This window comes from Micromonospora sp. CA-248089, assembly GCF_050948515.1.
Taxonomy (GTDB): Bacteria; Actinomycetota; Actinomycetes; order Mycobacteriales; family Micromonosporaceae; genus Micromonospora.
Genome location: NZ_CP192016.1, coordinates 1,084,883 through 1,097,845, shown reverse-complemented (window position 1 = coordinate 1,097,845; position 12,963 = coordinate 1,084,883). Strand labels below are relative to the sequence as shown.

General features: G+C 73.2%; 11 protein-coding genes. 3 read left to right on the top strand and 8 right to left on the bottom strand.

Translation table 11 applies throughout. The features are described 5' to 3' along the window. Window positions 1–26: 26 nt before the first annotated feature. The 5 genes from ACQP26_RS05425 to ACQP26_RS05405 all read right to left on the bottom strand — a co-directional run bounded on the left by ACQP26_RS05425 (window position 27) and on the right by ACQP26_RS05405 (window position 6,645). Entirely contained in the window at window positions 27–521 is a 495-nt protein-coding gene (locus ACQP26_RS05425) for a hypothetical protein (protein WP_433495107.1), read from the bottom strand. A gap of 120 nt (window positions 522–641) precedes the next feature. After that, a complete protein-coding gene (locus ACQP26_RS05420) occupies window positions 642–1,217 on the bottom strand; it encodes a hypothetical protein (RefSeq protein WP_269701096.1) in 576 nt (191 codons plus the stop codon). A 907-nt stretch (window positions 1,218–2,124) separates the two neighbouring features. After that, on the bottom strand, window positions 2,125–4,083 hold the full coding sequence (locus ACQP26_RS05415) for a vWA domain-containing protein (protein WP_433495106.1): 1,959 nt from the start codon (window positions 4,081–4,083) through the stop codon (window positions 2,125–2,127). Window positions 4,084–4,085: 2 nt separating this feature from the next. Beyond that, window positions 4,086–5,606, bottom strand: a complete 1,521-nt coding sequence (locus ACQP26_RS05410; protein ID WP_433495105.1) for a magnesium chelatase — start codon at window positions 5,604–5,606, stop codon at window positions 4,086–4,088. 70 nt (window positions 5,607–5,676) lie between these two features. Beyond that, window positions 5,677–6,645, bottom strand: coding sequence for an aldo/keto reductase (locus tag ACQP26_RS05405; protein WP_433495104.1), 969 nt, complete (start codon window positions 6,643–6,645; stop codon window positions 5,677–5,679). A 57-nt stretch (window positions 6,646–6,702) separates the two neighbouring features. On the opposite strand from ACQP26_RS05405, the gene mgrA reads away from it, so the two are divergent. Next, the gene (gene mgrA, locus ACQP26_RS05400) at window positions 6,703–7,692 is read left to right on the top strand and encodes an L-glyceraldehyde 3-phosphate reductase (RefSeq protein WP_269701967.1); all 990 of its coding nucleotides are present in this window, start codon (window positions 6,703–6,705) and stop codon (window positions 7,690–7,692) included. Between the two features lies 1 nt (window position 7,693). Here mgrA and ACQP26_RS05395 read toward each other — a convergent pair whose 3' ends face one another. Then, entirely contained in the window at window positions 7,694–8,599 is a 906-nt protein-coding gene (locus ACQP26_RS05395) for a lytic polysaccharide monooxygenase auxiliary activity family 9 protein (protein ID WP_269701969.1), read from the bottom strand. Between the two features lie 154 nt (window positions 8,600–8,753). On the opposite strand from ACQP26_RS05395, the gene ACQP26_RS05390 reads away from it, so the two are divergent. Continuing rightward, window positions 8,754–11,042: a DUF4153 domain-containing protein gene (locus ACQP26_RS05390; RefSeq protein WP_433495103.1), complete on the top strand. Its 2,289-nt coding sequence runs from the start codon at window positions 8,754–8,756 to the stop codon at window positions 11,040–11,042. 44 nt (window positions 11,043–11,086) lie between these two features. On the opposite strand, the gene ACQP26_RS05385 is transcribed toward ACQP26_RS05390, so the two are convergent. Both ACQP26_RS05385 and ACQP26_RS05380 read right to left on the bottom strand, forming a co-directional pair. Further along, window positions 11,087–11,428, bottom strand: a complete 342-nt coding sequence (locus ACQP26_RS05385) for a VOC family protein (RefSeq protein WP_269701971.1) — start codon at window positions 11,426–11,428, stop codon at window positions 11,087–11,089. Beyond that, on the bottom strand, window positions 11,425–12,369 hold the full coding sequence (locus tag ACQP26_RS05380; protein WP_433495102.1) for an AraC family transcriptional regulator: 945 nt from the start codon (window positions 12,367–12,369) through the stop codon (window positions 11,425–11,427). Before ACQP26_RS05380 ends, ACQP26_RS05385 begins: the two co-directional genes overlap by 4 nt. A 70-nt stretch (window positions 12,370–12,439) precedes the next feature. Between ACQP26_RS05380 and ACQP26_RS05375 the strand changes: the two genes are divergently transcribed. Continuing rightward, entirely contained in the window at window positions 12,440–12,928 is a 489-nt protein-coding gene (locus ACQP26_RS05375; protein WP_433495101.1) for a DUF1772 domain-containing protein, read from the top strand. Window positions 12,929–12,963: the final 35 nt, after the last annotated feature.

Here is a 12,963-nt window from a genome sequence, read left to right as displayed (position 1 = left end):
TGGTTGGCGGCTCGGCGGTCCGGGCGTCAGGCGAGGTGGGGCTGGCGACGCAGGGCGCGGAGCTGGGTGAGGTGCAGCGGCAGGTGCACGCGGATGTGCAGGTCCAGCGCCCTGCCCCAGGGAAGCGATTCGTCCACGTCCAGGTCGAAGCCCTCGCGTAGCACCGTGTCCACGGGCGTCTCCGCCGCCGGGCCGAGCCGCTCGGCCAGCGCGCACAACTTCTGGCTGGTGGCCCGGAACAGCACGGCCAGGCCGTCCAGCCCGCCGCACTCGGAGACCAGCGCGTCGAGTTGCGGACGGTGGATGGTGTCCAGGTCGTAGTAGGCGAACGGCGACCCGGCCAGCACCGCCTCCGTCGCCTCGCTCATCAGCTCGTCGTTGGCGGCGAGGTGCGCGACGATCTGCTCGGCGCTCAGCTGCCCTTCGGGCGGCGGGCCGAACCCGCCCGCGTCGATCTCCTCGAACAACTCCTCGTACGCCTGCCGCAGTGCCGGGGCGTCCACCTCGTCCATGCCCCGCATCCAACCCTCGCGGCCGCTGCGATCACCCCGACTACCGGGCCCGGTTCACCCGGACGCGTGAAGGCCGGCACCCCGTTGGTTCGGGGTGCCGGCCTTTCGCTGCGTTCTTAGTTGTTCGTCTTACTTGTTCCAGTGCTCGGCGACCAGGTCGGCGGCCTGCTGCTCCCACTGGGCGTAGTGGTCCGGGTAGGCCGACACCTGCACCGTCTGGGCGGCCTTGGTCAGCGGCATGTCCTTCCAGCCGTCGACCTGCTTCAGACCCTTCAGGAACGCGGTCGTGGAGTACTCGGGGTCGGTGATCTGCTCCACCGTGCCCCACCCGGAGGAGGGGCGCTGCTGGAACAGGCCCTGCGAGTCGTGGTCGTTACGGTCACCCAGGTGACCGAGGTTCTCCAGCTTCGACTCCTGCAACGCCGTGGCGATCGACACGACCGCGGCACGCTCGTCCATGCCGGCCTTCTTCGTCGCCGCGATGATCGCCTTCACGTTGGCGGTCTGCTCGTCGTTCAGGTCGATGCGCGACTGGGCGCCCTGCACGCCGTGCGGGATCAGCTTGTCACCCTGCACCGTCGCCGTGACCGGCTTCGCGTGCGCGGTGGTGTCCGCGGCGTGGGCGGCGACCGGACCGGCGAACACGCCACCGGTGAAAGCCAGACCAGCAATACCCAGAACGCTCTTACGCAGAATCGTGTTCATCACGTGTGCTCCATTCGGGGGTCGACGCACCCGGGGGGGGTGCGTGGGCACCGTCAGGCGCTCAAAAATTCTTCAAGGGGTTCTCGGCTGCTCGCGGGGGCGGGGGGCCTCTACGCGGCGCCGGAAGCATGTCCAACGACCGGCCACCCGGCATCATTCCCGGGCGCCTCACACCACCACCGGGGGTGCGGTGCGAGGGGTTGACGTCGTCGGATCCGTGTTCAACGACCAGCCGGCCGGGATGATTCCCCGCGTGACTCAGGCCGTCGGACCCTGGGGTCTGGTCCCACAGCCGGCACCACCTCACTCGACGGCGCGGCCGGTGCTCGGTCGTTCACCCGGTTACAACGCCACCCACCCCCGACGATTCCGCCACCAGAGTGCCGCCCACCACCCCGGAACCGGACACCCTGCCCACAAGCTACCCGCACCGGCCCCCACCCGAGCCCAGCCGAACATCGGGCTCCGCACCCAGCCGGACAACCCGCCCGGCCCGGTGATCAAGGAGTTCGCGGCACTTTCCGGCGCTCGCGAGGACACAAACTCCTTGATCACCCCGAACGGCCCTCCCCGGCAACCCCGGGAGCGTTGATCATGAGGTTGGCGGCGACAAAACGGACACCACATGCCGCCAAGTTCATGATCGACGCGACCGGGCAGGGCTGACCCGAGGGACCGCAGGCGACACGCGCGATCTTGCAGTTCGGGCCCTCCTGGCATCCCGTTTGCGAGGTTTGCCTGGGCAGGAAGTGCAAGATCGCGGGTGAGCTGGCGACGGGTGCGGCGATCTTGGAGTTGTGGTAGCTCGCGAAAGCCGTGAGTCGGGCATATCGGGTGCCACAACTCCAAGATCGGCGTTGGGAGGAGGGAGGGGACGGAGGGACGGAGGGAGGGAGGGCGGGTGGGGTCAGCGGCGGGGGCCGTGGCGGGCTCGTAGGTAGTCGGAGACGACGTACTCGCCCAGGTCGTCCAGGTCGGGGGTGAACATCCGGCCACCCGAGCGCCGCGCCACCGCGTCCACGAACCGGCGCAGACCCGGGTCGTCGCCGAGCATGAACAGGTTGAGCGTCGCGCCGTACCGGGTAAGCCGGTCCACCTCCCGGATCGTCGCCGAGATGGTCTCCGGCAGCGGCGGCCAGTGGAAGTATGCCTCGCCGTCCTCCGGGTCCAGGTGTGCCGTCGGCTCGCCGTCGGTGACCACCAGCACCACCGGCTCGGCACCCGGGTGGCGGCGCAGGTGCCGGCCGGCGATCCGCAGCGCGTGCTGCAGGTTGGTGCCCTGCTGCATGTCGGGCTCCACCGCCGCCAGTTCCTGCTGGGTGAGCGGCATCGCCTCCCGGCCGAAGCCGACGATCTGCAGCGCGTCCTGCGGGAACCGGGTCGCCATCAGGTGTGACAGGGCCAGCGCGGTCTGCTTCATCGGACCCCAGCGGCCCTGCGAGATCATCGAGTACGACAGGTCGACGCAGAGGACCACAGCCGCCGACGCCCGCCGCTCGGTCTCCACCACCTCGAAGTCCTCGACCGCGAGCGGCACCGGCACTCCGGGGCCGGCCCGGCGTACCGCCCGGGTGAGCGTGCGCACCACGTCCAAGGGCTGCTCGTCGCCGTACTCCCAGGGGCGTGACGCTCCGCTCACCTCGCCGGCGGCGCCCGCGGTGCGGAGGTCGTGCTGGCCGCGCGGCCCGGCGGTCAGGTCGGCGAAGACGCGCCGCAGCGCGGTTCCGGCGAGCCGGCGCAGCGCCTTGGGGGTGAGCGTCAGCCCTTCCGCGTCGCGGGTGACCCAGCCCTGGCGGCGCAGCTCGCGTTCCAGCTCCCGCAACCGGCGTACGTCGTCGGCGGCGTCCCGGCCCAGCGTCCGGGCGACCGCCTCCACGTCGACGTCGTCGAGTGTGGCGCCGGGCTGGTCCTGGTCAAGAGAGTCCAGCAGCTCGTCGAGTTCGGCGATCTCGTCGAGCGCACCGGTGGCCTCGCCGTAGCCGAGCGGCTGGTCGCCGCGGATTCGCTCGCCGCGCTGCCAGTTCAGGTCCGGCCGCAGCGACCGCAGGTGCGTGTCGAGCTGGGACAGTTCGCCGGCCAGCCGGTCGCCGAGCGACTGGCGCATCAGTCCGGCCAGCTCCTCGCGCTGCCGGTCCGAGAGTGACCGCATGAGCCGCTCACCGGCGGCGGCCCGCCGGGCCAGCACGTCGATCAGCTCGTCGACGTCCTTGGGTTGCTCCGGGAAGAACTCCCCGTGGCGGCGCATGAACTCGGCGAACGCGTCGGTGGTGTCCTCCGAGCGGGCGTGCCGGGCGAGCAGGTCGTTGAGGTCGCGCATCATCTCGGCGAGCTGCCGCTGGACGGCCGGGTCGGCGGTGGCCCGGGCCGCGTCGCGCAGCCCGGCGAACCGCTGCTCCAGCACGTCGCCGCGCAGCCCGTCGAGGATCCGCTGGTACGTCCGCCGCGCCTCGGCGCTGGCCCAGTCGTACCCGGAAAGCTCCGACACCGCACGGGCGGTGGAGCGGGGCAGGTTGTCGAGCACGGCCTCGGCGAACCGGGCGTCGTCGCCGTCGCGGCCGCGCAGCTCGTCGCGTTCGGCGGCGAGCGCCTGGTCGAGCAGCGCCCGGGCCCGGGTGACGGCGCCGTCCAGGTCGCCGCGGCGCAGCGCCTCCCGGCGCAGGCGCCGGGCGCGGGCGGCCAGGTCGTCGAGCCCGCCACGCCCCTGCGGGCCGCGCCGTAGCAGCTCGCGCAGCGATTCGCGCAGGCTGCCGCCGGCGAGCACGTCCGAGCCGACCGCGTCCACCGCGGCGCGCACGTCGTACGGCGGGGCGAGCGGGTCGGGGCCGCCGCGCCACTGCCCGTACCGGAAGCGGTTGCCGCCGGCCACTGTCAGTCCCGGTCCCCGTAGACGGTGCGCCCGGTGTCGGTGACATCCTTGCCGAGCCGGCGGGTCAGGTGCAGCCCTTCCAGCACGAACTCGATGCCGGCCGCCGCCTCCTCGGGGCTGGGCGCGTCGCCGAGGCCGAGCCGGTCGAGCACCTTGGCCAGCCCCGGCACGGTGCCGACCTGGCGCAACAGCTCGGCCGAGGAGACCAGTTCGCCGGTCTCGACGGCGCCGCCCTCGGCGACGAGCGCGGTGAAGCCGGACAGGTCGAGCCCGGCCAGGCGGGCGCGGAACGTCTCGGCGGTGGCGGTACGCAGCAGGTGCGCGAGCACCTCGATCTCGCGTCCTTCCTCGCCGCTCTCGAACTCGACCTTGCCGCGCAGCGTGGAGGTCACCGACACGGTGTCCCCGATCCGGGCCACCGGCGCCTCCGGCCGGGACGCCGCCCCGACGCCACCAGCCGCCCCGGCACCGCCTGCCGCCCCGGCACCGCCACCCGAGGCAGCGGCAGCAGCACCGGCGAGCAGACCCGAACGGCGCAACGCGGCGGCGGCTACCGTCTCCGCGGCGGCGATGGCGAACCGGGCGGACACACCGGAACGCGGGTCCACCGACGGGGACTCCCGCACGTCGCGGGCGAACCGGGCCAGCACCTCCAGCACGTGCTCCGGTACGACGGCGACCAGGTCGGCCTCCTGCCGGATCAGCTCCAGCTCCAGGTCGAGGTCGAGCGGATAGTGGGTACGGATCTCCGCGCCGAACCGGTCCTTCAGCGGCGTGATGATCCGGCCCCGGTTGGTGTAGTCCTCCGGGTTGGCGCTGGCCACCAGCAGCAGGTCCAGCGGCAGCCGCAACTGGTAGCCGCGGACCTGGATGTCGCGTTCCTCGAGCACGTTGAGCAGCGCCACCTGGATGCGTTCGGCCAGGTCGGGCAGCTCGTTGACGGCGAAGACGCCCCGGTTGGTACGCGGCACGAGCCCGAAGTGGATGGTCTCCGGGTCGCCGAGCGTGCGGCCCTGGGCGAGGCGGATCGGGTCGACGTCGCCGATCAGGTCACCGACGCTGGTGTCCGGCGTGGCGAGCTTCTCGCCGTACCGCATCGAGCGGTGCAGCCAGCCGATCGTCAGGTCGTCGCCGGCCGAGTCGACAAGCGCCCGGGAGGCCGGGGTGAGCGGGTGCATCGGGTGTTCGTTGAGCACCGAGCCGGGGATCACCGGGGTCCACTCGTCCAGCAGCGCGCCGAGCGAGCGGATCAGCCGGGTCTTGCCCTGCCCGCGCTCGCCGAGCAGCACCATGTCGTGCCCGGCGAGCAGCGCGCGCTCGACCTCGGGCAGCACCGTGTCCTCGTAGCCCACGATGCCGGGGAAGCGGTCCTCGCCGGAGCCCATCCGGGCGAGGAGGTTGTCTCGGAGTTCCTGTTTGACCGTGCGGTAGCGGTGGCCGGTCGCGCGCAGCGCGCCGAGCGTGCTCGGCAGGTCGGCGGGCGGGACCGGGGAAACCTGGTTGGGAGCGGTCACCCGACCCACGCTAGCGCGCTCCGACGGCCGGCGGCCTCCGTCGTCGATGTCGCGACAAGGGAAGCCGCCGGAACGCCACTCACCTCCCGAGGCGGGCGCGGACCATCCGGGGTACGGCGGCCAGCCCGGTGACCGGGCGGAACGCGTGCGCGGCGGCGACCAGTGCGGCGTACTCGTCGTCGGCGAGGTCGATCTCGGCGGCGGCCGCGTTGCGTTCCATCTGCTCGACGCCGGAGGCGCCCGGGATGGCCACCACGTTGGGGTGCCGCAGCACGTACGCGAGCGCGATCTGGCTGGGCGTGGCGTCGTGCGCGTCGGCGACCTCGCGCAGCGTGGCGATCAGCGCGGTGCCGCGTTCCAGGTTCTCCGGCAGGAAGTACGGGTTGGCCCGGCGTACCGCACCGGCCGGCGGGTTCGTGGCGTCGTAGCGGCCGGACAGGAAACCCTGCGCCAGCGGCGAGTACGCGATGACGATCCGGCCGGCCTGCTCCGCGTACGGGATGAGGTCTTCCTCGGGGCCGCGGTCGATCATGCTGTAGCGGACCTGGTTGCTCAGCACCCGGCGGCCCAGCGCGGCCTCGGCGAACCGCCACCGGCGCAGGCCGTAGTTGCTGACGCCGACCTCGCCGACCAGTCCGACGTCCTGCAGCGAGCGCATGCCGCGCATGGTGGTGGTGTCGGCGACCACCGGGTTGGCCTGGTGCACCTGGTAGAGGTCGATGCCGTCGACGCCGAGCCGGGCGGCTGAGGCGACAGCGCGCTGCTGCACCACCGGGGCGACCGGCAGCAGCGGGAAGATCTTGCTGGCGACCACGACCTTGGCCCGGTCGTCGCCGAGCGCCGCGCCGAGGATGCGCTCGCTGCGGCCGAAGCCGTACAGCTCGGCAGTGTCGAACAGGGTGACGCCCAGGTCGAGCGCCCGCCGGACGATCTCGGCGGCCCGGCGCTCGTACTCGGGGCCGTAACCCCACTCCTTGGAGCCGAACTGCCAGGTGCCGAGGCCGATCTTGGAAATGGGCTTGGGGGTGTCGAGCCGCACGTAACGCATGTGGCCGAACGTACCCGCGCCGCTGCGCGCGCACTCCGGTGCGGACAGAATGGCCTGGTGACATACCTCGCCAGCGACGACCGTTACCACGAGATGATCTACCGGCGCAGCGGCCGGAGCGGGCTGAAGCTCCCCGTCATCTCCCTCGGCCTGTGGCACAACTTCGGACCGGACCGGCCCTTCGAGCGGCAGCGCGACATCGTCCGCCGCGCCTTCGACCTCGGCATCACCCACTTCGACCTGGCGAACAACTACGGTCCGCCGCCCGGTTCGGCGGAGGAGAACTTCGGCCGGCTGCTCACAGGCGACCTGAAGCCGTACCGGGACGAGCTGGTGATCTCCAGCAAGGCCGGGTACCTGATGTGGCCCGGCCCGTACGGCGAGTGGGGCTCGCGCAAGTACCTGATCTCGTCGCTGGACCAGTCGCTGCGCCGACTCGGGCTGGACTACGTCGACATCTTCTACTCGCACCGGTTCGACCCGGAAACCCCGCTGGAGGAGACGATGGGCGCGCTCGACGCGATCGTCCGCTCCGGCAAGGCGCTCTACGTGGGCATCTCCAACTACGACTCGGAGCAGACCGAGCGGGCCGCGGCGATCCTGCGCGACCTGGGCACGCCGCTGCTGATCAACCAGCCGTCGTACTCGATGATGAACCGCTGGACGGAGAGCGACGGGCTGCTGGACACGCTGGAGGGCGTCGGCGCCGGCTGCATCGCGTACAGCCCGCTCGCCCAGGGCCTGCTCACCGATCGTTACCTCACCGGCATCCCGGCCGACTCCCGGGTGCGCACGAGCGTCTTCCTGAACGAGAGCGACCTCGACGACCAGACCATGGCGACGGTGCGCGGGCTCGCCGCGGTGGCCGAGCGGCGCGGTCAGACGCTCGCGCAGCTCGCCCTGGCCTGGGCGCTGCGCGACCCGCGCATGACCAGCCTCATCATCGGCGCGAGCAGCGTGGCGCAGCTGGAGGGCAACGTGGCCGCGCTGGGCAACCTCGACCTCGCCGGTGACGACCTGGCCGAGATCGAGCGCCTGCTCGGCTGAGTCACCAGATGCGGCGCCGCCCGGCGCGGTGGTTGCGGACACCGCACGGCCGCCCGGGCGGCGGACCGCCGGACCGCCGCATCCCGACCACCGCCGCCGCGAGCAGCGCGACGACGAACGCCGCCGCGCCGAGGACGAGCGGCCGGGACAGCGGTCCGCCGTCGGTCACCGTCGCCACCGGCACCGCCGGCTCCTCGTCGGTCGCCGCCCCGGCGAGGGTACGCGGAGGCGACGCGCTCGCCTTCGGCGCTGCCGGTGACGCGTCCGGCTCGCCGCGCGCCGCCCGGAAGATCACGTCCGAGCAGGAGTAGTACGTGTCCTGGGTGTCCGAGTTCTGCCAGATGACGTAGACGATGTGCCGGCCACTACGGTCGGCCGGCAGCTTCCCCCGCATCTCGTAGGCGCCCGCGCGGATCGGCGGGTCGGTGACCTCGAGGAACGGCTTCTCCTCCAGATCCGCCCAGGTCAGCACGCGCTTCGGCGAGTACGAGCCGGTGGTGACGTAGTACCGGAACGTGCCCCGGTGCGGGATGGTGGTGCGGTAGCGGAACGTGTGCCGGGCCCCGGCGGTGAGCGTGGTGGCCGGCCAGTCGGCGCGCGGCAGGTCCAGTCCCCGGTACGCGGACAGCCCGCCGCTGCACAGCTCGCCGTCCGGGATGCGTTCCCGGTCCCGCCCGTCGATCCGGGCCACCCGGATGTTGTCCCACTCGCGTACCGCCGCTCCGGCGGCGATCGCGGCCCGGCAGGCGGGCGTCCGCGCCCGGCCACCCTCCGGCCCACAGGCGGCGGACCGGCTCAGTGGGCTGGTCGGCGCACCGTGTGCCGCGGCGGGCGCGGCGGTCAGCGGCACCGTCGCGGCGACGGCGGCGAGCGCGGCGGACGCGGCGAACGCGCGACGTGCGGCCATGTGATCGACCTCCCGCGCACTGGTACGGCCACGAGCCGCGAAAGGTTCGATCCGCGCCGATCGGCCGGGGCGACATGACCGAACGGACAACCGGGGCGGCGACGGACGCCCGGTGGGCCCTAGAGTGACGAAACCTGTGATCGAGGAGCGTCCCTTGACCGAACCGGCCCCGTCCCCCGAGCCGTCCCGTACCGCCCCGGCGGCCGGGCCCGCGCCGGGTGACGTCCCCGCCCCCACGCAGCCGTACCTGCTGGTGCTGCCCACCATGGAGGGCGCGCCCGCGCCGGTGCCCTGGCCCGGCGTCGAGGGACAACCCGGCTGGGCGATTCCGGTCAGCGTGCCGCCCGGCACCCAGGGGTACGCGTTGTTCCTCCCGCTGGTCCCCGCGCCCGGCCAGCCGGCGGCGTCCGGCCAGCCGACGGCGGCGGGCCAGCCAACGGCGGCGGTGCCCGCCCAGGCGACGGCGCCCGCCGCCGAGCGCTCCCCGGCGGAGGGCGCCGTCCCGGCGGAGGGCGCGAGCGGCACCACCGCCGCTGCCCCGCCGGACACCGTTCCGGCAGCTCGCCGGGAGCAGGCGGGTGCGACGCCCTCGGCCACCGGCGACGCCGCATCGTCCACCCCGGATGCCGGCCCGGATACTCCTGCCGGATCCCCCGGCACGCCAGCGGCTACCGGCCCGTCCGGCGCCACGCCGGCGCCTCCCGCCGGTGCGCAGACGCCTGTCCCCTCTCCGGGTGCGCAGCCTGTCTCCGGAGCATGGACCGCGCCGGGCGCGCAGCCGACCACCGGGCCGCAGCCCGCGCCGGGTACTCAGCGCGCTCCGGGCACCCCGCCTCCGCACGGCGGTGGGCTGGCGCCCGCGCCGCCGTACCCGGGAATGGGGTGGAGCGGTCACCCGCAGGCGCCGGTCTGGGCGCCGCGACCGCCGGTGCCGCGGACGTCGTTCCTCGGCACGAAGTGGCCCGGCCCGAAGGCGGCGACCGGACGGGCCGTACCCCTCGCGGTGCTGGCCGCCGCGGTCGGCAGCGCGGTCTTCGTGCCGCTCGGCCGCGTCGGCGTCGGCTGGTTCCTGGGGTGGCTCACGCTCACGCTCGCGGTGGTGCTGGCAGTCCGGTCGAAGACCGCGGACCTGCCGCGCGCCGACAAGCTCATCCGGGCCGGGTGGGCGGCTGCGGCGCTGGCCCTGATCGCCGTGCCGGCGTTCCGCAACGCCTGGTGGCTCGTGACGTTCTGCGTGCTCGGCGCGCTCGGCTGCGCCACCCTCGCGATCATCGGCGGGCGGCTGGTGCGCTCGATCCTGTTCGGCCTGGTGGCCACGCCGTTCGCGGCGTTGCGCGGCCTGCCCTGGGTACGCCGGCACGTCACCGCCTCGCCACAGGAGGCGACGGTCCGCAAGGTGACTGTTTCGGTGGTCGCCACGGTCGTGGTGCTCGTGGTCTTCGGCAGCCTGCTCGCGTCGGCCGACGCGGCGTTCTCCGAGGCGCTCGGTTCGCTCGTCCCCGAGATCAACATCGGTACGGTGTTCGGCTGGCTGTTCCTCGCCGTGGTGGGCGGTCTGATCGCTGTCGCCGCGCTCTACACGCTCGCCGCACCGCCCGATCTGTCCACCGTGGACCGCGAGGGTGAGCGTCGCCTCGGCCTGCTGGAGTGGGCCCCGGCCATCGGCGCGCTCACGCTGCTGTTCGCCGGGTTCGTGGTGGTGCAGTTCACCATGCTCTTCGGCGGGCAGCGGCACGTGCAGCGGGTCGCCGGGCTCAGCTACGCCGAGTACGCGCGCAGCGGCTTCTGGCAGCTGCTCTTCGTCACGCTGCTGACGGTGGCGGTGCTCGGCGGGGTGAGCCGCTGGGCGCGCCGCGAGCAGCCGGTCGAGCGGATCCTGCTGCGCGTGCTCCTCGGGCTGATCAGCGCGCTGAGCGTGGTGATCGTGGCGTCGGCGCTGTCCCGGATGTGGACGTACCAGAAGGTCTACAGCTTCACCGGCGAGCGGATCTTCGTGATGGCGTTCGAGATGCTGCTCGGCACGGTCTTCCTGATGATCCTCGCGGCCGGCATCAAATGGCGGGGCCGGTGGATTCCCGGCACCACGCTAGCGCTGGCTGTCGCGATGCTGCTCGGTCTGGCCGTACTCAACCCGGAGAACTACGTCGCCCGCCGCAACACCCTGCGGTACGAGCAGACCGGCAAGATCGACGCCTGGTACCTGCGGGCGCTGTCCGCCGACGCCACCCCGGCGCTCGCCAAGCTCCCCGACCCGGTACGCCGGTGCACGCTGAGCTGGATCGCCGACGACCTCGCCGAACCCGACCCCTGGTACGCCTGGAACCTGGGCCGCCAGCGTGCCCGCAAGGCACTGGAGGAGGTCGGCCCGCAGGCGATCGGCGGCCCGAAGGACTGCCGCCGGGCCGACCAGTTCGACCTGCCGAAGACCCGGCGCCCCCGCTGACGTCACCGGCCGGGCCGCGAATCTCCGCTGCCCGGCCGGCCCGGTCAGGCCGGGCCGCCGCCGAAGCCGATCTCGTTGCCGTCCGGGTCGTGGAAGATCACCTTGCGGACGCCGTTGTCGTAGGTCTCCCGCGAGGACGGCGTCAGACCACGGTCGGCGATCGCCGCGACGCGGGAGTCGAGATCGTCGACGAAGACCGTCTGCATGGCGTGCCCGGCGTGCCCGGGCCGCACCTCGATGTAGAGGTACCGGTGCTCGGCCAGCTCCCACACCGCCTCGTGGTCGTTCGGCAGGAACTGCGGCGGCGCGCCGAGCAACCGCTCGTACCAGGCCGTAGACACGGCGAGATCGCGGATCGGCATGCCGGCGAACAGGTCGACAGTCATCCGGTCAATCTATCCGGGTCGACGTGGCCGCGCGGGCTCACGCCGTACCGGCGTTTGAACGCCGCACTCAGGGCGAACGAAGAGCCGTAGCCGACCCGGCGGGCGACCGCGCCGACGGTTGCGCCGGGCTCGCGGAGCAGGTCGGCCGCGAGCGCCAGCCGCCAGCCCGTCAGGTACGCCATCGGCGGCTCACCGAGCAGCGCGGTGAAGCGCCGGGCCAGCGCCGCCCGGGACAGCCCCACCTCCGCGGCGAGCGACGCCACCGTCCACGGCCGGGCCGGGTCGTGGTGCAGCATCCGCAGCGCGCGGCCGACCACCGGATCGGCGTACGCCCGGTACCAGGCGGGCGCGGCGGCGCCCGGCCGGGCGAACCACTCCCGCAGCGCGGCGATGAGCAGCAGGTCCAGCAGGCGGTCGAGCACCGCCTCCTGACCGGGGTCGTCCTTGACGATCTCCGCCGCCAGCAGCGGCACCAGCGGCGTGTCCCAGGACTCGCGCCGCACCACCACGAGCGGCGGCAGCGCGTCCAGCAGCCGCCGCCCGACAGTGCCCCGCACCGAGTACGTGCCGGTGAGCAGCACGGTCCGGCCGTCCGGCCCGTTGCCCCAGGTGCGTACGCCCCACCGGGTCATCGCGAACAGCTCACGCCCGTCCGGCGTGGTGCAGCGCTGACCCGGGTGCACCACTACCTGCGGCGCAGTGGCCGGGTCGTCCGCCACCGTGTACGGGGCCGGCCCGCGCACGATCGCCACGTCACCGGCGGTCAGCCGCGCGGCGTCACCCTCCTCCGGCACGATCCAGCCGTCGCCCCGCACCACGGCGACAAGCGTGAGCGGCGCCTCGTCCCGGATCAGCATCGACCAGGGTGGGGTGAGGATCGAGCGCAGCAGGAAGGCGCCCCGCGCCCGGGGACCGTCGAGCAGGCCGGAAACGGCGTCCACGAGATGATTGAACACAGGATCGCGCGTCCTGACCATGGGCCGTCTCACCGCGCGGCGGTTCGATGAGGACATGCGACTCGTACAACAACTGACGCTGGTCGGCGCCACAGTCGGGGCCGGCCTGATGGCGGGCCTGTTCGCCGCGTTCGCGTACGCCGTGATGCCGGCGCTGCGCGGCGCGGACGACCGCACGTTCGTGGACGCGATGCAGCGCATCAACGTCACCATCGTCCACGGCTGGTTCCTGCTGGCGTTCCTGGGTACGCCGGTGCTCGCAGCGCTCGCGGCGGTGCTGGCGTGGCGCGGGGCGACCAGGCCGGCGCTGCCGTGGATCGTGGTCGGGCTGGCCCTGTACCTGGTGATGTTCGTCGTCACGGTGGCGGTGAACGTGCCGTTGAACGACGCGCTCGCGGCGGCCGGTACGGCGGATCTCGGTGCGGCACGGGAGCGCTTCGAGTCCGCCTGGGTCACCTGGAACGTGGTCCGGACGCTGGCGAGCACTGCCGGGTTCGGTGCGTTGTGCTGGGCGCTGGTGCTCGCGGGCCGGGCGACCGGTTGAGTGGTTCCGGCCCTCCGGGCGCAGCTCGGCCGGCG

What these genes read in the sequence shown, in the direction of transcription:
- ACQP26_RS05425 (WP_433495107.1), bottom strand. Translation starts at nt 521, where the DNA reads ATGCGGGGCATGGACGAGGTGGACGCCCCGGCACTGCGGCAGGCGTAC.
- ACQP26_RS05420 (WP_269701096.1), bottom strand. Translation starts at nt 1,217, where the DNA reads ATGAACACGATTCTGCGTAAGAGCGTTCTGGGTATTGCTGGTCTGGCT.
- ACQP26_RS05405 (WP_433495104.1), bottom strand. Translation starts at nt 6,645, where the DNA reads ATGCGTTACGTGCGGCTCGACACCCCCAAGCCCATTTCCAAGATCGGC.
- ACQP26_RS05395 (WP_269701969.1), bottom strand. Translation starts at nt 8,599, where the DNA reads ATGGCCGCACGTCGCGCGTTCGCCGCGTCCGCCGCGCTCGCCGCCGTC.
- ACQP26_RS05385 (WP_269701971.1), bottom strand. Translation starts at nt 11,428, where the DNA reads ATGACTGTCGACCTGTTCGCCGGCATGCCGATCCGCGATCTCGCCGTG.
- ACQP26_RS05375 (WP_433495101.1), top strand. Translation starts at nt 12,440, where the DNA reads ATGCGACTCGTACAACAACTGACGCTGGTCGGCGCCACAGTCGGGGCC.